The 19175-nt window shown below is 66.7% G+C and carries 21 protein-coding genes and 1 tRNA gene; 16 read left to right on the top strand and 6 right to left on the bottom strand.

Annotation, left to right across the window (positions count from 1 at the left end; all coding sequences use genetic code 11):
• Window positions 1-75 precede the first annotated feature (75 nt).
• The 4 genes from JOD62_RS01390 (at window position 76) to JOD62_RS01375 (ending at window position 1818) form a co-directional block, all read left to right on the top strand.
• The gene (locus JOD62_RS01390) at window positions 76-387 is read left to right on the top strand and encodes a DUF7882 family protein (protein WP_204937555.1); all 312 of its coding nucleotides are present in this window, start codon (window positions 76-78) and stop codon (window positions 385-387) included.
• A gap of 190 nt (window positions 388-577) precedes the next feature.
• On the top strand, window positions 578-1264 hold the full coding sequence (locus tag JOD62_RS01385; protein WP_204937554.1) for a DUF6766 family protein: 687 nt from the start codon (window positions 578-580) through the stop codon (window positions 1262-1264).
• A gap of 113 nt (window positions 1265-1377) precedes the next feature.
• A complete protein-coding gene (locus JOD62_RS01380) occupies window positions 1378-1635 on the top strand; it encodes a hypothetical protein (RefSeq protein WP_204937553.1) in 258 nt (85 codons plus the stop codon).
• A gap of 33 nt (window positions 1636-1668) precedes the next feature.
• On the top strand, window positions 1669-1818 hold the full coding sequence (locus JOD62_RS01375) for a hypothetical protein (RefSeq protein ID WP_204937552.1): 150 nt from the start codon (window positions 1669-1671) through the stop codon (window positions 1816-1818).
• A gap of 12 nt (window positions 1819-1830) precedes the next feature.
• Here JOD62_RS01375 and JOD62_RS01370 read toward each other — a convergent pair whose 3' ends face one another.
• Window positions 1831-2406 carry a hypothetical protein gene (locus JOD62_RS01370; protein ID WP_204937551.1) on the bottom strand — a complete coding sequence of 192 codons (576 nt, stop codon included), beginning with the start codon at window positions 2404-2406 and terminating at the stop codon, window positions 1831-1833.
• A gap of 6 nt (window positions 2407-2412) precedes the next feature.
• Window positions 2413-3228 carry an inositol monophosphatase family protein gene (locus JOD62_RS01365; protein WP_204937550.1) on the bottom strand — a complete coding sequence of 272 codons (816 nt, stop codon included), beginning with the start codon at window positions 3226-3228 and terminating at the stop codon, window positions 2413-2415.
• Window positions 3229-3324: 96 nt separating this feature from the next.
• Here JOD62_RS01365 and JOD62_RS01360 point away from each other — a divergent pair.
• Together JOD62_RS01360 and JOD62_RS01355 are read left to right on the top strand one after the other, a co-directional pair.
• A tRNA-Lys gene (locus JOD62_RS01360) sits at window positions 3325-3397 on the top strand.
• A gap of 298 nt (window positions 3398-3695) precedes the next feature.
• Window positions 3696-4193, top strand: coding sequence for an FBP domain-containing protein (locus tag JOD62_RS01355; RefSeq protein WP_204937549.1), 498 nt, complete (start codon window positions 3696-3698; stop codon window positions 4191-4193).
• Between the two features lie 30 nt (window positions 4194-4223).
• On the opposite strand, the gene JOD62_RS01350 is transcribed toward JOD62_RS01355, so the two are convergent.
• Window positions 4224-5012, bottom strand: a complete 789-nt coding sequence (locus JOD62_RS01350; RefSeq protein WP_204937548.1) for an IclR family transcriptional regulator — start codon at window positions 5010-5012, stop codon at window positions 4224-4226.
• 109 nt (window positions 5013-5121) lie between these two features.
• Between JOD62_RS01350 and JOD62_RS01345 the strand changes: the two genes are divergently transcribed.
• Genes JOD62_RS01345 through JOD62_RS01335 form a run of 3 tightly spaced genes read left to right on the top strand, consistent with a single transcriptional unit; the run spans window position 5122 to window position 7746 of the window.
• Window positions 5122-5895 (top strand): CoA transferase subunit A, encoded by a 774-nt coding sequence (locus JOD62_RS01345; RefSeq protein WP_204937547.1) that lies wholly within the window; start codon window positions 5122-5124, stop codon window positions 5893-5895.
• 1 nt (window position 5896) lies between these two features.
• On the top strand, window positions 5897-6550 hold the full coding sequence (locus tag JOD62_RS01340) for a CoA transferase subunit B (RefSeq protein WP_204937546.1): 654 nt from the start codon (window positions 5897-5899) through the stop codon (window positions 6548-6550).
• 11 nt (window positions 6551-6561) lie between these two features.
• Complete coding sequence (locus JOD62_RS01335) at window positions 6562-7746, top strand: acetyl-CoA C-acetyltransferase (RefSeq protein WP_204937545.1); 1185 nt, start codon at window positions 6562-6564, stop codon at window positions 7744-7746.
• A gap of 6 nt (window positions 7747-7752) precedes the next feature.
• Here JOD62_RS01335 and JOD62_RS01330 read toward each other — a convergent pair whose 3' ends face one another.
• On the bottom strand, window positions 7753-7971 hold the full coding sequence (locus JOD62_RS01330) for a hypothetical protein (protein WP_204937544.1): 219 nt from the start codon (window positions 7969-7971) through the stop codon (window positions 7753-7755).
• A gap of 9 nt (window positions 7972-7980) precedes the next feature.
• Window positions 7981-9165, bottom strand: a complete 1185-nt coding sequence (locus JOD62_RS01325) for an aminotransferase-like domain-containing protein (RefSeq protein WP_204937543.1) — start codon at window positions 9163-9165, stop codon at window positions 7981-7983.
• 247 nt (window positions 9166-9412) lie between these two features.
• Here JOD62_RS01325 and JOD62_RS01320 point away from each other — a divergent pair, with 247 nt between their 5' ends.
• The 7 genes from JOD62_RS01320 (at window position 9413) to ilvC (ending at window position 18109) form a co-directional block, all read left to right on the top strand.
• Window positions 9413-10651, top strand: a complete 1239-nt coding sequence (locus tag JOD62_RS01320; protein ID WP_204937542.1) for an MFS transporter — start codon at window positions 9413-9415, stop codon at window positions 10649-10651.
• 71 nt (window positions 10652-10722) lie between these two features.
• Entirely contained in the window at window positions 10723-12132 is a 1410-nt protein-coding gene (locus tag JOD62_RS01315) for an alpha,alpha-trehalose-phosphate synthase (UDP-forming) (protein WP_204937541.1), read from the top strand.
• The gene (otsB, locus tag JOD62_RS01310) at window positions 12129-12926 is read left to right on the top strand and encodes a trehalose-phosphatase (protein ID WP_204937540.1); all 798 of its coding nucleotides are present in this window, start codon (window positions 12129-12131) and stop codon (window positions 12924-12926) included. The genes JOD62_RS01315 and otsB overlap by 4 nt, the downstream gene beginning before the upstream one ends.
• A gap of 9 nt (window positions 12927-12935) precedes the next feature.
• The gene (gene ilvD, locus JOD62_RS01305; RefSeq protein WP_204937539.1) at window positions 12936-14654 is read left to right on the top strand and encodes a dihydroxy-acid dehydratase; all 1719 of its coding nucleotides are present in this window, start codon (window positions 12936-12938) and stop codon (window positions 14652-14654) included.
• Between the two features lie 68 nt (window positions 14655-14722).
• The gene (locus JOD62_RS01300; RefSeq protein WP_204937538.1) at window positions 14723-16525 is read left to right on the top strand and encodes an acetolactate synthase large subunit; all 1803 of its coding nucleotides are present in this window, start codon (window positions 14723-14725) and stop codon (window positions 16523-16525) included.
• Between the two features lie 3 nt (window positions 16526-16528).
• On the top strand, window positions 16529-17038 hold the full coding sequence (gene ilvN / locus JOD62_RS01295) for an acetolactate synthase small subunit (protein ID WP_204937537.1): 510 nt from the start codon (window positions 16529-16531) through the stop codon (window positions 17036-17038).
• 42 nt (window positions 17039-17080) lie between these two features.
• On the top strand, window positions 17081-18109 hold the full coding sequence (gene ilvC, locus JOD62_RS01290; protein WP_204937536.1) for a ketol-acid reductoisomerase: 1029 nt from the start codon (window positions 17081-17083) through the stop codon (window positions 18107-18109).
• 67 nt (window positions 18110-18176) lie between these two features.
• Here the strand turns inward: ilvC and JOD62_RS01285 are convergent, their stop codons facing one another.
• Complete coding sequence (locus tag JOD62_RS01285; RefSeq protein ID WP_204937535.1) at window positions 18177-19115, bottom strand: hypothetical protein; 939 nt, start codon at window positions 19113-19115, stop codon at window positions 18177-18179.
• Window positions 19116-19175: the final 60 nt, after the last annotated feature.

The following is a 19175-nucleotide window of genomic DNA, read 5'->3' as shown; positions in this document are numbered from 1 at the left end:
GCCCCCGTTGACAAGTCCAGACAGGCTCTCGATAATCGCTCCCCGTCTGCGGAGCGATAGGGCTAGTCTCGGCCTATGGGACAGCTCTTCTACGACGATTCCCGGACGCCCATCAGGATCGATGATGTTGTGCTCGCGCACCTCAAGATCGTGATCGTCGCCAAGCTGAGGCGCCGGGAGAGTTTCACGCTCACCTGGCAGCACGCTGCGGAGGATGCGCCCGGCCGCTCGACGATCCTGCTCAGCCCCGCCATCCCGCTCCGCTTCGTCTTTGACGAGCCGGTCGGGCCTGTCCTCGACCCCGAATGGATCAAGGCGCTGACCGACACGGTCAACGCCACTGGTGGTGTTCAGCTGTCTGACGGCACGGTGGTATCGAACGGCTGACACGGAAGTCAAGGGGCTCGTCCGCGCGTCTCCGACGCGATCCACTCTCCTCATCGAGGCGAATCGATGAGGATCGGGGAGGACGTGTGATGGATGCAGATCTCAGGCCAGTTCGCGTGGTCTTCTGGGTGTGGCTCACAGTCATCGCGGCAGGGCTTGCGGCGATGATCCTTCTGCCTCTGGCAGGGAGATGAGCGCCGTGCGTCGGGTGTTGCGCGACAACGGTCTGAGCCTTGCCTTCTTCCTGGCATTTGCCGCCGCCCTGGTCGGGCAGTCCCTTGCCGGGCTCGCCGCGATGAACGAAGAGCGGTTGCAGCACGATCAATCACCGGTGGGCTACCTGGATTTCGTCACGTCCTCAGATTTTCTTGTGGATGTCGCGGAGAACTGGCAGTCAGAGTTCCTCCAGTTCACGCTTTTCATCCTTGGCACGGTCTGGCTGATTCAGCGTGGTTCTCCGGAGTCCAAGAAGCCGGGGAATGAAGGAGTCGGCAGCGACAAGGAGCAACTCGTCGGCGCGCATGCCCGTCGTGATTCGCCGGAATGGGCACGATCCCGCGGCGTTCGTCTCTGGCTGTACTCGAACTCGCTGCTTCTGCTGATGACCGGGATCTTCTTCTTCTCCTGGTTCGCGCAGTCTGTGGCGGGGCAGGTCGTCGCCAACGAGGAGAACGCGCAACACGGGGTATCGCCGGTCACGTGGGTTGAGTACGTCGCCTCGCCAGACTTCTGGAATCGCACACTGCAGAACTGGCAATCGGAGTTCCTCGCGGTGGGCGCGATGGTGGTCTTCAGCATCTATCTGCGCCAACGTGGGTCAAGCGAGTCCAAGCCTGTCGGTGCGCCGCATCACCTGAGCAGCATTGAAGCGGAGTAGCACGGAGCCAGACTCGAAGACCATCTATAGACATTCGGACCACTCCCGTCAAGGGAGTAGTGGGACTTCCGTCCGGAGCGCAGGGTGGGAGCCACAGGCGGAGGGAAGACAACATGGACAGAGTGATAGACCCGCGGTTCGAATCGAGACAGGTCACAGACGATGAGTGGCTCATCGTGGATCACCGCTACGGTCCGAACGATCTCCGCGGGACGGTGGCATGCGTCTACCGAGTCGAGGACGGCGTTGTCGATGTGGTGTGGTTGCGCGACCTGCCGCTCGCGGGGTGCTACCAGACCGTCTTCGATGTCCTGGAGGACATCCGTCGTTTCTACGTCCACGAGGAGCACAAGCATCTGCACGCGGTGTAGAGCATCGCTCCGAGGAAGAAGAGGAGTTGCATCATGAGTGATCCGCAGAACACGCAGGGGACACCCGGCGAGAACGAAGAGGCTGACACGGCCTCCGGCGGCGCACCGGAGCGGCTTGACGAAGACCAAGACGAGACCTCCGCCAAGGGCGAGGGCCAAGAGCGCGACGAGCGGCCAGAATGACCGACCTCGGGTCTACTGCTGCGGAGCCTCGATCAGCACAAGTCCCTGTTTGGTGTCAGAGAGCGTGACCCAGCCATCACCGAAGAGGTAGGTCATTCCGTACCCCTCTTCATCCGTGGCGAATGCGAATTTCGGATCGACCGTGATGTACACACCGCGGTCGCTGTCTTCGCGCAACCAGCCCTCAGCGATGAGCGTGTCGATCGCCGTCTTCGCGCGCTCGGTCGAGATCGGAGCCCAGCCGTAAAGTTGCCCGTGATCGGAGGCGACGGCGAAGTCGGCCCAGAAGCACTGCATGCCATCGGCGATGACCTCGCCGGCGATCGTGAACTCGCGCTTCTCCACGGTCCAGCCCTCGGCGGTCAACGCGTCCACGGTGGTCGGCGAGATGAGGGTCTCGCACGTCGGCGCGGCCGTGGGAGTTTCCGGAGCGGGCGTCACCGGTGCCTCGCTGGGCGTGCCGACGGGCGCGGGCGAAGCATCCGGTTTCTCAGGAGCCGCCGGAGACGGAGCGCACGCCGTGACAACCGCGAGCATTCCGGCTGCCGCGATCGCGAGCAGTGGTCGAGAGATCGAGCGACTGGGCATAGAGAATCAGTCCGTGGTGGGAGGGGGCGAATGGAGCAGATCGAGGAAGTCCTGATGGAGCACCCCGTTGGTGGCAAGTGTCGAGAGCGCTGAGATCGTCTCATCACCGTCGAAGGACGTCATTCGGCCACCGGCCGCGTTCACAATGGCCGTTGCCGCGGCGATGTCGTACTCCTTGACGTCGAACTCGGCGACCATCTCGAGACGGCCTTCGGCGAGCATCATGTACGAGTAGACGTCGCCGTAGGCGCGGTCACGCCAGACACGGCGGCTCAGCGCGACGAGCGCGGGAAGACGCCCGGCTTCGTCCCACTGTGCGATGCTCTGGAAGCTGGCACTGGCCTCATCCAATGTCGAGACATTAGACACCCGGATGCTGCGCGGCGTCGCATCGGCGTTCGTCCAGGCTCCTTCGCCGACGAGCCCCCACCAGCGGCGGCCCAGCGCGGGCATGCTGACGACACCGAGAATTGGAGTGCCGTCGACCGCGAGCGCGATCATCGTTCCCCACAACGGGACGCCGCGGAGGAAGTTCGCGGTGCCGTCGATCGGGTCGATGATCCACTGTCTGTGGGTGTCTCCCTCACTGCCGTACTCCTCGCCGAAGATCCCGTCAGTGGGACGCTCGGTCGCCAGGAGCGAGCGAATCGCACGTTCCGTGGCAAGGTCGGCATCCGTCACATGTGAGCGATCTGCCTTGAGCGAGACGTCCAGATCGGCCGAATCGAAGCGGGGGAGGGACTGCGCGTCCGCCGCGCCAGCGAGCCGCAGCGCGAGGTCGAGGTCACCCCGAAGAACGGTGGTGTCGGGGGAGGAAGTCACCCCTTCAGGATAGACGGCTCGCCGATGAACACCTCGATTTCGCGTCGTGAGAATCTGCTGGTAACGTTGTTTCTCGGCCGGGGAACACCGGGCCACGCACCTCTAGCTCAATCGGCAGAGCAACTGACTCTTAATCAGTGGGTTCAGGGTTCAAGTCCCTGGGGGTGCACGGATCAGCCTCGAAATCTCTCGCCAGATTTCGGGGCTTTTTCGCTTTCTAGACGCGCGAACTCCTCGCGCACGCAGCGATGCGCGATACGATCAGCCCATGCTGTCGTTGATGAGCGCCTTCGGGGCGCGGAGCGGAGTCGCGGGCGCTTACAGCGCCGCGGGCAGAGGCTGACCATGAGCCGGAGGCGGAACTCCCGTCGCCGGCGATCTCGCCTGCCCGGCCTCGCATCTGCGCGAGACGCCACCTCTCTCATTGACTCGCCGCGATCGCGGCCATTCGGAAAGCACTTTCACTCATGCGTCCCATCGACGAGCGCGCCATTCGCGCATCCTTCCGCAACGCCACCCGCAAAGAGACCACAGATCTTCAGCTGCCCGTGAACTTCGCGGACATCGATTTCGAACGTCTCGACTTCCTCGGCTGGGTGGATCCCAAGCTGCCGCGCCGCGCCTACGTGGTGGTGTGGCGCGACGACGTTCTGACCGGGGTGATCCTGCAGCGAGCCGAGCAGCGGGTGCTCGCACGAGCGCTGTGCTCCTGGTGCGAGGATGTCACGCTCCGCAACGACGTGCAGTTGTACGCGGCACGCAAGGCGGGGGCCGCGGGGCGCAAGGGAGACACGGTCGGCACCCTCATCTGCGCGGAGTTCGGCTGCTGCCGGTCGGTGCGGATGCTGCCGCCCCTCGCCTACGAGGGGTACGACCGCGAACTGGCGCGCGACCTGCGGATTCTGCGCCTGCAGGAGCATGTCTCAGCGTTTGTCGGCGCGGTTCTCGACGACGTGCAGGGCTGAGGCAAGCGGGCGGCCCGTGGGTCGCCCGCTTCAACGTCGCGCATTCGCGATGCGTGCGGAGAGCTCGTGTGCGTGCGCGAGGAGCGTGCGACCGAGGTGAGCCATCCGGTCGGGGCCGAAGCGGAACTCGACCCCGGTGAGGCTGAGCGCCCAGTCCGGGCGGCCTGCGCGATCGAAGACGGCGGCCCCGATGCCCCAGCTGCCTTCGACGATGAGCCCCGGGTTGATCGCGAAGCCGCGCTCCTTCGTCTCTGCGAGCCGGGTGCGCAGCGCGGTCTCGCCATGGGGCCGGCCCCACTGCTCGCTGAGTTCAGGATGCCGGTCGAGGTACGCATCCACATCGTGGTCAGGCAGGAAGGCGAGGATCGCGATCCCGGCGCTGGCGACGCCCAGCGGAAACCGGAGACCCTCGCTGAGCACGAAGGAGCGGATGGGGAACGCGCCCTCCTCGCGAAGCAGGCAGACGGTCTCGTCGCCGCGGCGCACGGAGAAGAAGGCGCTCTCTTCTGTCTTGACGGCGAGCGAGCGCACGATGTCTCGAGCGAGCGGGGTGACGTCGTAGCGTGCCGCGGCCACTGTTCCCATAAGGAAGAGTTCAGGTCCTGGCATCCACCTGGCGCTCTCCTCGTCCCGGTCGACGAGGCCCTCGGCGCGCAGCGCGCTCAATAGGCGGTGCGCCGTCGAACGGGTGAGGCCCGCCGTGTGCGCCAGGTCGTGCAGCGCGGCGCCGTTCGTGCCGCTCGAGGTGACCAGACGAAGCAGATGTGCCGCGCGTGCGATGGCCTGGGCACCGGGAATGACGCGGTTCTGGCGTTCCATAATGTGGACGATAGTTCCGTGAATGTCCACATGGCAACACATGGCTCCATGTGCGATGCGCCGGACGGCGATGCTGAGAACAGGCGTCACGATGGCAAAGGAGCAACGGGTGATCGACAAACAGTGGCAGAGCGCGGCGGATGCCGTCGCTGACATCCCTGATGGCGCATCCCTCGCTGTCGGCGGTTTCGGGCTCTCTGGCAATCCGATCGCGCTCATCGAGGCGCTGCTTGCGCAGGGCACGAAGGAACTCAGCATCGTCAGCAACAACTGTGGGGTGGATGACTGGGGTCTCGGCGTTCTGCTCGGAGCGCAGCGCATCCGGAAGATGACGTCGTCCTACGTAGGGGAGAACAGAGAGTTCGAACGGCAGTTCCTCACGGGAGAGCTGGAGCTCGAGCTCACGCCGCAGGGGACACTCGCCGAGAAGCTGCGCGCCGGGGGCGCCGGGATCGCCGCGTTCTACACGCAGACCGGAGTGGGGACCCAGGTAGCGGAGGGCGGGCTTCCGCGCCGCTACAACGCGGATGGTTCCGTCGCCGTGGCCTCTCCGGCGAAGGACGTGCGCACCTTCGCCGTCGAGGGGGAGGCCCGGGAGTTCGTCCTCGAGGAAGCGATCACCACGGACTTCGCGCTCGTGCACGCGGCGCTCGGAGACCGGCACGGCAACCTGATCTTCAACAAGGCCGCGCGCAACTTCAACCCCCTCGCGGCGATGTCCGGTCGGGTCTGCATCGCGCAGGTCGAGCGGCTCGTCGAGCCCGGTGAACTCGACCCGGACTGTGTGCATCTCCCCGGCGTCTATGTGCACCGCATCATCGAGGTCGGCCCCGACGCTCCCAAGCGCATCGAGCGCCGCACCGTCGCGGCGAAAGGATCCTGACATGGCACTGACACGAGACGAGATGGCCGCCCGCGCGGCGGCGGAGCTGCAGGACGGCTCCTACGTGAACCTCGGCATCGGGCTTCCCACGCTGGTTCCCAACTACGTGCCCGCCGATGTCACGGTGGTCCTCCAGTCAGAGAACGGCATCCTCGGTGTGGGTCCCTATCCCCGTGAAGATGCTGTCGACCCGGACCTCATCAACGCCGGGAAAGAGACCGTCACGGTACTGCCCGGGGCTGCCTTCTTCGACTCGGCGCTGAGCTTCGGCATGATCCGCGGCGGGAAGATCGACGCGGCGATTCTGGGCGCCATGCAGGTGTCCGCCGGGGGAGACCTCGCGAACTGGATGATCCCCGGCAAGATGGTGAAGGGCCCCGGCGGCGCGATGGACCTCGTGCACGGCGCGGCCCGCGTGATCGTGCTCATGGAGCATGTCGCGAAGGACGGCAGCGCGAAGATCGTGCACGCCTGTTCGCTGCCGCTCACCGGGCGCGGCGTGGTCGATCGCATCATCACCGACCTCGCGGTCATCGACGTGACCGACAATGGGCTGGTACTCGTGGAGACCGCACCCGGGGTGAGCGTGGACGACGTCGTCGCCGCCACCGAACCGCCACTGATCATCTCTGACGCGCTGACGGCGCGCCGCTGAAGGAGCATCCAATGACTGACACCGACATCGTCATCGTCGCCGCCGCGCGCACTCCGCAGGGCCGACTCAAGGGCCAGCTCGCATCGTTCACCGCGCCCCAGCTGGGGGCGTTCGCCATCCGTGGCGCGTTGGAGCAGGCATCGATCGACCCGGCCGCAGTCGACGCCGTCATCCTCGGTCAGGTGCTGGCTGCAGGATCCGGGCAGAATGCCGCGCGCCAGGCCGCGATCGGTGCAGGCATCGGCTGGGACGTCCCGGCGCACTCGGTCAACAAGGTCTGCCTGTCTGGCCTCACGGCGATCATCGACGCAGCCAGGATGATCCGCTGCGGTGACGCTGCCACCGTCGTCGCAGGCGGCATGGAGTCGATGACGCGCGCGCCGCACCTGCTTCCGGGGTCGCGCGACGGCTGGACCTACGGCAGCGTCGAGGTGCTCGACCACATGGCCTACGACGGCCTCACCGACGCCTACGACAACGAAAGCATGGGTGCATCGACCGAGCGCCACAACGAGCGGTTCGGACTCACCCGCGAGGCTCAGGATGCGGTCGCTGCGCGCTCGCACCAGCGCGCGGCCGCTGCCCACGAAGCCGACGTCTTCGCTGCGGAGATCGTGCCCGTGACGGTACCGCAGAGGCGGGGCGAGCCGATTCTGCTGACGACGGATGAGGGCATCCGTCCCGAGACCACGATGGAGACGCTCGCAGGCCTTCGAGCCGCATTCGCCGATGGCGGATCGATCACCGCCGGGAACTCCTCGCAGATCTCCGACGGCGCCGCGGCCGTCGTGGTGACGACCCGCGCCCACGCCGTGGCGCAGGGGTGGCCGGTGCTCGCGACGATCGGCGCAAACGGTCAGACCGCGGGGCCCGACAACTCGCTGCAGGCGCAGCCCGCGCGTGCGATCAGGCGTGCGCTCGACAAGCAGGGCATCGACGCATCCGACCTGGATCTCGTCGAGATCAACGAGGCCTTCGGTGCTGTGGTCGCACGCTCGCAGGAGGAGCTGGGACTCTCACCGGAGATCGTGAACGTGCACGGCGGGGGGATCGCGATGGGGCACCCGATCGGTGCATCCGGCACCCGTCTGGTCGTGCACCTCGCGCATGAGCTCGCCCGGCGAGGCTCTGGGGTCGCCGTCGCCAGTCTCTGCGGCGGCGGCGGTCAGGGTGAGGCGCTGATCCTCACCCGTTGACGGGGATCAGCGGCGCTTCTTCTCCGCGATCCGCGCGACGGCTTCGCTCTCACGCTCGCGTCGCATGTCGACGATCGCCCCGATGACGAGCGCGACGGAGATGCCCCAGCTGATCCAGGCGAGCACGGCGCGCCAGGTGAACGGGGTGTCTTTCGACCCGCGCAGCAGCGCGACGCCGCTGGTGACCGCGCTGATGAGGCCGCTTCCGAAAAGGTAGTTGCGCATGGGCCTACGCTACCCGGCCTGAAGCGCCGCGCCCAGCCGCTGCAGCCCTTCCCGGATACGCGCGGGCTCGTAGGTGGTGAAGGACAGTCGCAGAGAGCGTTCGTCCGCAGACTCCGCGAAGAACGGTGCTCCGGGCACGAAAGCGACATCGTGATCAAGCGCGCGCGTCAGTGCGGGGGTCGCGTCGTACCCATCGGGAAGCCGCGCCCACACGAACATCCCCCCGTCAGGCTGGTTCCACGTGCTGCCGTCGGGAAGCGCCTCCGCGAGACCGTCGAGCATCGCGTCGCGTCGCGCGGCGTACGCCCGTGTGATGTGTCCGAGTGCGGTGCGCCCGCGGCCCGACGCGAGGTAGTGCGCGGCGGCGCCCTGATCGATCGTCGAGGTGTGCAGATCGGCTGCCTGCTTGGCGATCACCACGGCCGGGTGGATGTCGGGGGTCGTCCGCACCCACCCGAGGCGCAGCCCCGGGGCGATGACCTTCGAAAAGCTGCCGAGACAGATGACATGGTCCGGGGCGAGCGTCGCCATGGACGCGACGGGATCGCCGCTGTAGCGAAGCTGACGATACGGCTCGTCCTCGATGATGCGGAAGCCGTGGCGGATCGCAAGCTGTGCGAGACGTGCACGTGATTCCGGCGTGTACGTGCGCCCGGTCGGGTTCTGGAACGTCGGGACGGTGTAGAAGAACTTCGGCGTATGCACGGCGAGCAGACGTTCGAGCGCGTCGAAGTCGAGCTGATCCTCGGCGAACGGCACAGCGATGGCGCGGGCGCCGGCCAGCGCGAAGGTCTGCAGCGCAGCCAGGTAGCAGGGGTCTTCCACGAAGATCACGTCGCCCGGGTCCAGGAGCGCGGTCGCCAGCAGGCCGAGGGCCTGCTGCGAGCCGGTCGTGACGAGAAGGTCGGATGCCTCCGTCGGAAGCCCGTCGATGGTGTAGCCCGCGGCGACTTCGGCGCGTAGCGCGGGGTCGCCTTCGGACATCGAGTACTGCAGTGAGGACGGCTGGCCGAGCACGACGTCATACGCCTCCCGGATGCCGTCGAGATCGAAGAGCTCCGGGGCGGGAAGACCACCGGCGAAGGAGATGACCTCGGGACGGCGGGTGAGTGCCAGCAGGTCGCGGACCGGCGACGGCTTGGCGGAGGAGACACGCTGCGAGCGCGGCGGCAGGGGAGCGGGGGAGATGAGCATCGGCGGCCTTCGTCGGAGGCGGAAAGCGGATCGCGGTGCGTTACACGATAGAGCAGACGCCGCACGGCGATCGCCCGTGTTTCAGCACCTGACCAGCTGACGGCGCTATCATGGAAGTCACGGTCTGCGCGCCCAGGCGCCCATGCAGAAGCATCCGGACCGTCATGATCCGTTGTGTATCTACCGGCCGTCAGCACCCCTGACGGAAAGCGGCGGCACCCGAGCCCGCTTCCGTAGGAGCAGAGCCATGACATCAACCGCATCCGTTCCCGAGACCACCCTGCTGCGCCTCGCGGGGTGGCCGTACTTCGTCATCGCGTTCGTCGCGCGCCTTCCGTTCGCGATGATGGTCGTCGGCGTCCTGACCGTCGTCGTCTCGTCGCGTGACTCCCTCACGCTGGGCGGACTCACCTCCGCGGCCGTCGGCGTGGGCACGGCCTGCTTCGGGCCGTTCCTGGGTGCCGCGTCCGACCGTTTCGGCCAGCGCATCGTGCTCAGCATCCTCGCCGTCGCCAACGCGACCATGCTGATCGTGTTCACCCTCGTCGTGTACTCGACGGCCGTCGATGCACTTGTTCTCGCGGCGGCCTTCGGCATCGGCGCGACAGCGCCCCAGGTGTCGCCGCTGTCGCGCTCGCGACTCGTCACCATGATCACCGAGCGGATGCCGCAGGAGCGGCGCGCGCGCACGCTCTCCGGCACCATGGCTTACGAGTCCGCGGCCGACGAGACCGTCTTCGTCTTCGGCCCGTTCATCGTGGGCATCCTGGCGTCCTTCCTCGCCCCCTGGGCGCCGCTCGTCGGCGCGGCCGCGCTCACCCTGCTCTTCGTGGGCGCCTTCGCGCTGCACCCGAGCGCCAGCTACGTCTCGATCGAGCGGGACGCGCAGGGGCGCGCACCATCATCGGTCGCGGAGCTCTTCCGCCCCGGTCTGCTGATCGTCGTGCTGGGCATCTTCGGCGTAGGGATCTTCTTCGGCACCATGCTGACGTCGCTGACCGCGTTCATGGACGTCCGCGGCGAGCCCGAACAGGCCGGGCTCCTGTACGGCGTCATGGGCGTGGGTTCCGCGGTGCTCGCGCTCGGCGTCGCGTGGCTCCCGGCGCGCTTCACCCTTCGCGCGCGCTGGATCACGTTCGCCGGCATCCTCTTCGGCGGGGCGCTGCTGCTCGGCACCGTTGAGACCACCGGCCAGATGGCGATGGTGCTGGCGATCATGGGCATCGGAATCGGACCGACGCTCGTGACGCAGTACAGCCTCGGAGCATCCCGCAGTCCGCTGGGCCGTTCGGCCACGGTGATGACGATGCTGGGGTCGGCGATCATCGTGGGGCAGTCGCTCGGCGCCGCCGTGACCGGCTCGCTCGCCGAGCAGTACGGCGTCGCCGCTGCGTTGACGCTGCCGATGATCGCCGCCGGCATCGCCTTCGTCGCAGGCATCGTCAACTGGTTCGTACGCGCTCACCCGCGCGCACATGTTGCATGACACCCTGAGTCGCCCGACCGGCGCCACCTCGATAGCCTGAAGTGAAACAACAGCCGAGGTGAGGAGCCTAAATGGCCGCTGAGTTCGTCGTCGTAGCCAACCGTCTGCCCGTTGACCGTGTGCAGGGCCCCGACGGGGAAGACATCTGGCGGCCATCGCCCGGTGGCCTGGTGGCTGCGCTCGAACCGGTGATGCACGGGGTCGACGGAGCATGGGTCGGATGGGCTGGACAGGCTGATCTCGAGCTTGCCCCCTTCACTGCGAACGACATTCGCCTCATCCCGGTCACCCTGAGCGCGCAGGAGGTGGCCGAGTACTACGAGGGCTTCTCCAACGACACGATCTGGCCGCTCTACCACGATGTGATCGCGCCGCCGCAGTTCCACCGTGAGTGGTGGGAGGCGTACCGCACCGTCAACGAGCGCTTCGCCCGTGCCGCAGCAAAGGCCGTCGCTCCACAGGGCACGGTGTGGGTGCACGACTATCAGCTGCAGCTGGTTCCGGAGATGCTGCGCGCCCTACGCCCGGACGTCACGATCGGCTACTTCCACCACATTCCCTTCCCCTCTCATCACATCTACGCGCAGCTTCCGTGGCGTGATCAAGTGCTCTCCGGGCTGCTGGGAGCCGACGTGATCGGCTTCCAGCGTGCGCAGGACGCGGCGAGCTTCACCGCGGCGGTCAAGCGGCGCCTGCGCTACGACGTGAAAGCCTCCACGGTCGCGGTGCCGCAGAACGACGCGCCCGCCCGCTCGGTCCTGGTGAAGGCGTTCCCGATCTCGATCGACACGACGCCCTACCTCGAGCTCGCCGCGCGACCCGACGTCCAGGCCCGCGCGGCCGAGATCCGGGAAAGCCTCGGCAACCCGAAGAGGATCCTGCTCGGCGTCGACCGCCTCGACTACACCAAGGGCATCCGTCACCGCATCAAGGCGTACGGCGAACTGCTCGCACAGGGCGATCTCACCGTGGACGATGCCACGCTCATCCAGGTCGCGAGCCCCAGCCGAGAGCGCGTCGACGCCTATGTACACCTGCGCGACGAGATCGAACTGCTCGTCAGTCGCATCAACGGCGACAACGACACCGTCGGGCATTCCGCCATCCGCTACCTGCACCAGGGATTCCCGCGTGAAGAGATGGTCGCCCTGTACCTCGCGGCCGACGTCATGCTCGTCACCGCACTCCGCGACGGCATGAACCTCGTCGCGAAGGAATACGTCGCCACCCGCGCCGACAACAGGGGAGTGCTCGTCCTCAGTGAGTTCACCGGAGCTGCGGATGAGCTGCGCTCGGCCGTGCGCGTCAACCCCCACGACATCGAGGGGCTGAAGGAAGCGATCATGGTCGCCGTGAACATGCCCCGCGCCGAGCAGTCGCGTCGAATGCGGGCGCTGCGCAAGCGCGTCATCGAACACGACGTCAACGCCTGGTCGAAGTCTTTCCTCGACGCGCTCGCCGCAGTGAGCAGCTCTCAATGACCCGCACCTGGAATCCCGCGGACCCGGATGCTGCGCTGCTCACGCTCGCACGCACGGAGCGACTCGTCATCGCGCTCGACTTCGACGGAACCGTCTCCGAGCTCGTGGCCGAGCCCATGGCGGCGCGCGCCATCCCCGAGGCGGCCGCCGCCCTCGGTGCACTCACCGTCCTTCCCGACACGATCGTCGCGTTCGTGTCGGGCCGCAGCCTCGGCGACCTGCGCGTGATCTCCGAACATGCCGACGACTCGCAGATCGTGCTTGCAGGCTCGCACGGTGCGCAGTACTGGTATCCGGGTGAAGGAGAGCGCGGCCCGATCGAGACCGTCGAGGAGCGCGAGCGCCGCGAGGAGATCGGTCGCATCGTGCGCAGCATCCTCACGGAGCATCCCGACGTCCATTTCGAACCCAAGACGTTCGGCGTCGGCATTCATGGGCGGCGTGCCTCGCTCGCCGCCGAGCGCGCGGCGTTCGCGGCAGTGGATGCCGCGCTCGCTGCACACACGGACGGCTGGCGCCGACGCGAGGGAGACCGCATCCTCGAGTACGCCTCTCGCAGCGAGGGCAAGGACGCCGCGATCGCGACGCTCCGCGCGCGCTATCAGCCGACCGCGATCCTGTTCGCGGGGGATGACGTCACCGATGAAGACGCGATTCGCGCTCTCGGACCCGGCGATCTCGGCATCCGTGTCGGAGAGGGCGAGACCGCCGCGACCCTTCGTGTGGACAGCCCACAACAGATCGCTCAGGTCCTCAGTGTCATCGCGCACGAGCGGGCGGCCAGGGCGCAATAGACTTCGTTCATGTCCCCGCATGATCCTGCTGCAAGCGCGCCCATCGATATCAAGCCCCGCAGTCGTGTCGTCACCGACGGCATCGAAGCCACGACCTCCCGCGGAATGCTCCGCGCTGTCGGTATGGGCGACGAGGACTGGGAGAAGCCCCAGATCGGCATCGCGTCGAGCTGGAACGAGATCACTCCCTGCAACCTGAGCCTCGACCGTCTCGCGCAGGGCGCGAAGGAGGGCGTGCACTCCGGTGGGGGCTACCCGCTGCAGTTCGGCACCATCTCCGTCTCCGACGGCATCTCGATGGGCCACGAGGGCATGCACTTCTCGCTCGTCTCGCGTGAGGTCATCGCCGACTCTGTCGAGACCGTCATGATGGCCGAGCGCCTCGATGGGTCTGTGCTGCTCGCAGGCTGTGACAAGTCGCTCCCCGGCATGCTCATGGCTGCGGCTCGCCTCGACCTCGCCGCTGTCTTCCTCTACGCCGGCTCCATCGCGCCGGGCTGGGTCAAGCTCTCGGACGGCACCGAGAAGGAAGTCACGATCATCGACTCCTTCGAGGCTGTCGGCGCCTGCAAGGCCGGCACGATGAGCGAGGAAGACCTCAAGCGCATCGAGTGCGCGATCGCCCCGGGTGAGGGCGCCTGCGGCGGCATGTACACCGCCAACACCATGGCGTCTGTGGCGGAGGCTCTCGGTATGAGCCTTCCCGGCTCGGCGGCACCGCCCTCGGCAGACCGCCGCCGTGACTACTACGCGCACCGCTCGGGCGAGGCCGTCGTCAACATGCTGCGCCTCGGCATCACCGCACGCGACATCCTCACCAAGAAGGCGTTCGAGAACGCCGTCACGGTCGCAATGGCGCTCGGCGGATCGACCAACGTCGTCCTGCACCTGCTCGCGATCGCCCGCGAGGCCGACGTCGACTTGACGCTCGACGACTTCAACCGCATCGGCGACCGCGTGCCGCACCTGGCCGACATGAAGCCCTTCGGCAAGTACGTCATGGCCGACGTCGACCGTCACGGCGGCATCCCGGTTCTCATGCGCGCGCTGCTCGAGGCAGGCCTGCTGCACGGAGACGTGCTGACGGTCACCGGCAAGACGCTCGCCGAGAACCTCGCGGCGATCAACCCGGACCCGCTCGACGGCGAGGTCATCCGCACGCTCGACAACCCGATCCACGCCACCGGCGGCATCACGATCCTCAAGGGATCCCTGGCGCCCGAGGGCGCGGTCGTGAAGACGGCTGGCTTCGACGCAGAGGTGTTCGAGGGTCCCGCCCGCGTGTTCGAGCGCGAGCGCGCAGCGATGGATGCGCTCACCGAGGGCACCATCAACAAGGGCGACGTCATCATCATCCGCTACGAAGGCCCCAAGGGCGGTCCGGGTATGCGCGAGATGCTCTCCATCACCGCGGCCATCAAGGGCGCGGGGCTCGGAAAAGATGTACTACTCTTGACGGACGGACGATTCTCAGGCGGCACAACCGGCCTGTGCATCGGCCACATAGCACCCGAAGCAGTGGACGCAGGTCCCATTGCATTCGTGCGCGATGGTGATCTGATTCGGGTCGATATCGCGGCTCGCTCTCTCGATCTACTCATCGACGAGGCCGAGCTGAGCTCCCGCCGCTCTGGCTGGGAGCCGCTTCCTCCGCGCTATACCCGTGGCGTTCTTGCCAAGTACTCCCGACTCGTGCGTTCCGCCGCTGAAGGCGCCACGACCGGGTAACTCCACCGCTCCGCTCTTCGTGAGCGCCGCGTTGTCGTCAGATCACAGATCGCAAGGAATATCTCCCCATGACTCCTGATTCCGCTCCGGCCGTTCCACGGCCACCAGCTCGTCCCGCTTCCGCGCCAGAACTCACCGGTGCTGAGGCCGTTGTCCGCTCGCTCGAGCTGCTCGGTGTGACCGATGTGTTCGGTCTCCCCGGCGGCGCGATCCTTCCGGTCTATGACCCGCTCATGGACTCCTCCGACCTTCGTCACATCCTCGTTCGCCACGAGCAGGGCGCAGGTCACGCCGCCGAGGGCTACGCATCCGCCTCCGGCAAGATCGGCGTCTGCATCGCGACCTCCGGCCCCGGTGCGACGAACCTCGTCACGGCGATCGCCGATGCCTACATGGACTCTGTTCCGATGGTGGCCATCACCGGACAGGTGTTCTCGACGCTCATGGGAACGGACGCCTTCCAGGAGGCAGACATCGTGGGCATCACCATGCCGATCACGAAGCACTCCTTCCTCGTGAAGGACGCCTCCGAGATTCCCGGCGCGATCGCGGCGGCATTCGAGATCGCCGGCACGGGTCGCCCCGGCCCCGTGCTCGTGGACATCACGAAGGACGCGCAGCAGGAGACGGTGCCGTTCATCTGGCCGCCGAAGATCGACCTCCCGGGCTACCGTCCGGTGACCAAGGCGCACGGCAAGCAGATCCAGGCGGCAGCGGCGCTGCTCGCCTCGGCGGAAAAGCCCGTTCTGTACGTCGGCGGCGGCGTCATCCGCGGACGCGCCTCGGCCGAGCTGCTCGAGCTCGCCGAGTCGACCGGCGCGCCCGTGGTCACGACGCTCATGGCGCGCGGTGCTTTCCCGGACTCGCACCCGCAGCACCTGGGCATGCCCGGCATGCATGGCACCGTTCCGGCAGTGCTGGCTCTGCAGGAGGCTGACCTCCTCGTCTCCCTCGGCGCCCGGTTCGATGACCGGGTGACCGGCAAGGCGGCGCTGTTCGCTCCCAACGCCAAGGTCATCCACGTCGACATCGACCCAGCGGAGATCTCGAAGATCCGCACGGCGGATGTGCCGATCGTGGGCGATGTGCGCGACGTGCTCATCGACCTCGACACGGCATACCGCGGCGCGATCGACGGCGGAAAGCCCAACACCGAGGAGTGGTGGTCCTACCTCGACGGTCTGCGCGCGGAGTTCCCGCTCGGCTACGCACCGACGACCGATGGCCTGCTGGCCCCTCAGTACGTCATCCAGCGCATCGGCGAGCTCACCGGACCCGAGGGCATCTATGCTGCGGGCGTGGGGCAGCATCAGATGTGGGCCGCGCAGTTCATCAAGTACGAGCGTCCGAACTCATGGCTGAACTCCGGCGGCGCCGGCACGATGGGCTACTCGGTCCCTGCGGCCATGGGTGCCAAGGTCGCCGAGCCCGACCGCGTGGTCTGGTCGATCGACGGCGACGGATGCTTCCAGATGACCAACCAGGAGCTCGCGACCTGCGCGATCAACAACATCCCGATCAAGGTCGCGATCATCAACAACTCGTCGCTCGGCATGGTGCGCCAGTGGCAGACCCTCTTCTACGACGGTCGCTACTCGAACACCGACCTGAACACGGGCCATGACACGATCCGCATTCCCGACTTCGTGAAACTCGCCGAAGCCTATGGTTGCCTCGCGATTCGCGTGGAGAAGGAAGAAGAGGTCGACGCGGCCATCACGCTCGCCCTCGAGACCAACGACCGTCCCGTCGTGATCGACTTCGTGGTGAGTGCGGATTCGATGGTCTGGCCCATGGTTCCGCAGGGCGTCAGCAACAGCTACGTCCAGTACGCGCGCGATCACTCGCCCTCGTTCGATGAGGAGATCTAAGTCATGCCGTCTCACGTGCTGAGCCTGCTGGTCGAAGACCGCCCCGGCCTCCTCACTCGCGTCGCCGGGCTGTTCGCCCGCCGTGGTTTCAACATCGAATCCCTCGCCGTCGGCGTGACCGAGGTGCAGGGACTGTCCCGCATCACGGTCGTCGTCGATGTCGATGAACTGCCGCTCGAGCAGGTGACCAAGCAGCTCAACAAGCTCGTCAACGTCATCAAGATCGTCGAGCTCGAGCCCAGCTCGTCAGTGCAGCGCCAGCACATGCTGGTCAAGGTCCGCACCGACAACGCGACGCGCTCGAACGTGCTCGAGGTCGTGAACCTGTTCCGCGCCTCGGTCGTCGACTACGCACCCGATGCCCTCGTCATCGAGGTCACCGGCGACCAGGGCAAGGTCGACGCGCTGCTGCGCGCGCTCGAGCCCTTCGGCATCAAGGAGCTCGCCCAGTCGGGCCTGCTCGCGATCGGCCGCGGCGGCAAGAGCATCACCGAGCGCGTTCTGCGCGGCTGAAATCCTCAAAGACTTCCACACCACTAGCAAGGAGAAACACAAGTGAGCACCGAGATCTTCTACGATGCAGACGCCGATCTGTCGATCATCCAGGGCAAGAAGGTCGCCGTTGTGGGCTACGGCTCGCAGGGCCACGCCCACGCCATGAACCTGCGCGACTCGGGCGTCGAGGTCGTCATCGCGCTCAAGGACGGCTCGAAGTCGATCGCCAAGGCAGAAGAGGCGGGCTTCGTGGTCAAGAACGTGGCGGATGCTGCGGAGTGGGCCGACCTCATCATGATCCTGGCTCCGGACCAGCACCAGCGCACGATCTTCAACGAGTCGATCAAGGACAAGCTGACCGCGGGCAAGACGCTGGCCTTCGCGCACGGCTTCAACATCCGCTTCGGCTACATCGACGCGCCTGAGGGCGTCGACGTGATCCTCGTCGCCCCGAAGGCGCCGGGCCACACGGTTCGTCGCGAGTTCGTCGCCGGCCGCGGTATCCCGGACATCATCGCCGTCGAGCGTGACGCATCCGGCACCGCCTGGGCGACGGCACTGTCGTACGCGAAGGCTGTCGGTGGCACCCGCGCCGGCGTCATCAAGACCACGTTCACCGAAGAGACCGAGACAGACCTGTTCGGCGAGCAGGCTGTGCTCTGCGGTGGCATGAGCCACCTCGTGCAGGCCGGCTTCGAGACGCTCGTCGAGGCGGGCTACCAGCCGCAGATCGCCTACTTCGAGGTGCTGCACGAGCTCAAGCTCATCGTCGACCTCATGTGGGAGGGCGGCATCGCCAAGCAGCGCTGGTCGATCTCCGACACGGCAGAGTTCGGTGACTACGTCTCGGGCCCGCGCGTCATCGACGCCGGTGTCAAGGAGCGCATGAAGGAGGTCCTCACGGACATCCAGACCGGCGCCTTCGCCAAGCGCTTCATCGAGGACCAGGACGCCGGTGCGCCGGAGTTCCTCGCCCTTCGCGAGAAGGAGCAGGGTCACCCGATCGAGGCGACCGGACGTGAGCTGCGCTCGCTCTTCGCCTGGAAGCAGACCGACGAGGACTACGTCGAGGGCTCGGCCGCACGCTGATCTGACGGCAGACAGAAAGAACCGGCCCGGTGCAGTTCGCACCGGGCCGGTTCTTCTGTGTTCGGTCTCAGTTCGTCGCGGGCTCCGCGGCGGCGTCCGGAACGTCGATCGGCGCATCCGCGGGGTCTGCCCAGACAGGGGCAGGCAGCAGGGTGTCGACGTTGCCGGCCTGGATCTCCTTGAGAGCTGCGGTGATCTCATCCGCGTTCTCCGGGACGGCGAGGTCGCAGGCGCGCAGCTCGGACGGGAACTGCAACGTCAGGCGGATCTTGCCTGCGGCGATGGCCTCTGCCGTCGTGCCGGTGCGGATCTCGCTGCCCGTCTGAATCGCGGGGACGGTCTCGCAGACGTGATACACCTGACCGCCGTCGACCCAGACGACCTCGTCCTGGCCGAGGAGCTGGATGACCGTGGACTGGTCGGCGGTGTACTGCTCGACCGAGGGCGGGTTGAAGTCGACGCCGATGACGACCGCGGCGGCGGCGAGGACGACGCCGATGATGCCCGCTGTGGTCTTCTGACCTTTGTCCATGTCCTTGTTCAGGAAGATCAGGATGATGAGGGGCAGGAAGGCGACGATCGCGATGATCGCGCCGAGCTGATTCTGCACGAAGAAGCGCGTGGACTCGGACTTGCGGGCCGGATCGAGGCGGTTGGCCTTCTTCCAGAGCAGGGAGCCGGTAATCGACAGTGCGGCGATCACGACGAGCGCGACGAGAAGCGCGATGAACGCCCACTGCGGGAACGTCGCGGTGACACCCTGCTCCTGCAGCAGGCCGGTGTCGGGGTCGCGGACGAGCTGGCCGTCTTCTCCGACGAACTCCCGCTGACGCAGAAGCCAGAAGATGGCGACGCCCTCGCCGATGATCGCGACGGCCCAGAGGACGGCGGCGATCCAGCGGAACTGCGTGGCCTTCGCCTTGGCCTCGGCGGTCGGCTTCCAGTTAGCGGGAGGCTCTGAGGTTGCAGCCTCGCTGGATACGTTGTTCTTGCGCTGCTCAGTCACGGTTTTCCTTTCCCCCTGAGTGCTTCCCCGATCCTAGTGGGGGAGCGGAAACCAGGGTGG

It is taken from the genome of Microbacterium keratanolyticum, from assembly GCF_016907255.1.
Classification (GTDB): domain Bacteria; phylum Actinomycetota; class Actinomycetes; order Actinomycetales; family Microbacteriaceae; genus Microbacterium; species Microbacterium keratanolyticum.
The sequence above is the reverse complement of the archived record's forward strand: the minus strand, read 5'-3'. Positions and strand labels throughout refer to the sequence as shown.

Coding starts and splice junctions, on each gene's coding strand:
- JOD62_RS01315 (WP_204937541.1), top strand. CDS start 10,723: ATGGCCGCTGAGTTCGTCGTCGTAGCCAACCGTCTGCCCGTTGACCGT.
- JOD62_RS01300 (WP_204937538.1), top strand. CDS start 14,723: ATGACTCCTGATTCCGCTCCGGCCGTTCCACGGCCACCAGCTCGTCCC.
- JOD62_RS01375 (WP_204937552.1), top strand. CDS start 1,669: ATGAGTGATCCGCAGAACACGCAGGGGACACCCGGCGAGAACGAAGAG.
- JOD62_RS01385 (WP_204937554.1), top strand. CDS start 578: ATGAGCGCCGTGCGTCGGGTGTTGCGCGACAACGGTCTGAGCCTTGCC.
- JOD62_RS01350 (WP_204937548.1), bottom strand. CDS start 5,012: ATGGAACGCCAGAACCGCGTCATTCCCGGTGCCCAGGCCATCGCACGC.
- JOD62_RS01380 (WP_204937553.1), top strand. CDS start 1,378: ATGGACAGAGTGATAGACCCGCGGTTCGAATCGAGACAGGTCACAGAC.
- ilvD (WP_204937539.1), top strand. CDS start 12,936: ATGTCCCCGCATGATCCTGCTGCAAGCGCGCCCATCGATATCAAGCCC.
- JOD62_RS01370 (WP_204937551.1), bottom strand. CDS start 2,406: ATGCCCAGTCGCTCGATCTCTCGACCACTGCTCGCGATCGCGGCAGCC.
- JOD62_RS01390 (WP_204937555.1), top strand. CDS start 76: ATGGGACAGCTCTTCTACGACGATTCCCGGACGCCCATCAGGATCGAT.
- ilvN (WP_204937537.1), top strand. CDS start 16,529: ATGCCGTCTCACGTGCTGAGCCTGCTGGTCGAAGACCGCCCCGGCCTC.
- otsB (WP_204937540.1), top strand. CDS start 12,129: ATGACCCGCACCTGGAATCCCGCGGACCCGGATGCTGCGCTGCTCACG.
- JOD62_RS01355 (WP_204937549.1), top strand. CDS start 3,696: ATGCGTCCCATCGACGAGCGCGCCATTCGCGCATCCTTCCGCAACGCC.
- JOD62_RS01340 (WP_204937546.1), top strand. CDS start 5,897: ATGGCACTGACACGAGACGAGATGGCCGCCCGCGCGGCGGCGGAGCTG.
- JOD62_RS01320 (WP_204937542.1), top strand. CDS start 9,413: ATGACATCAACCGCATCCGTTCCCGAGACCACCCTGCTGCGCCTCGCG.
- JOD62_RS01330 (WP_204937544.1), bottom strand. CDS start 7,971: ATGCGCAACTACCTTTTCGGAAGCGGCCTCATCAGCGCGGTCACCAGC.
- JOD62_RS01325 (WP_204937543.1), bottom strand. CDS start 9,165: ATGCTCATCTCCCCCGCTCCCCTGCCGCCGCGCTCGCAGCGTGTCTCC.
- JOD62_RS01335 (WP_204937545.1), top strand. CDS start 6,562: ATGACTGACACCGACATCGTCATCGTCGCCGCCGCGCGCACTCCGCAG.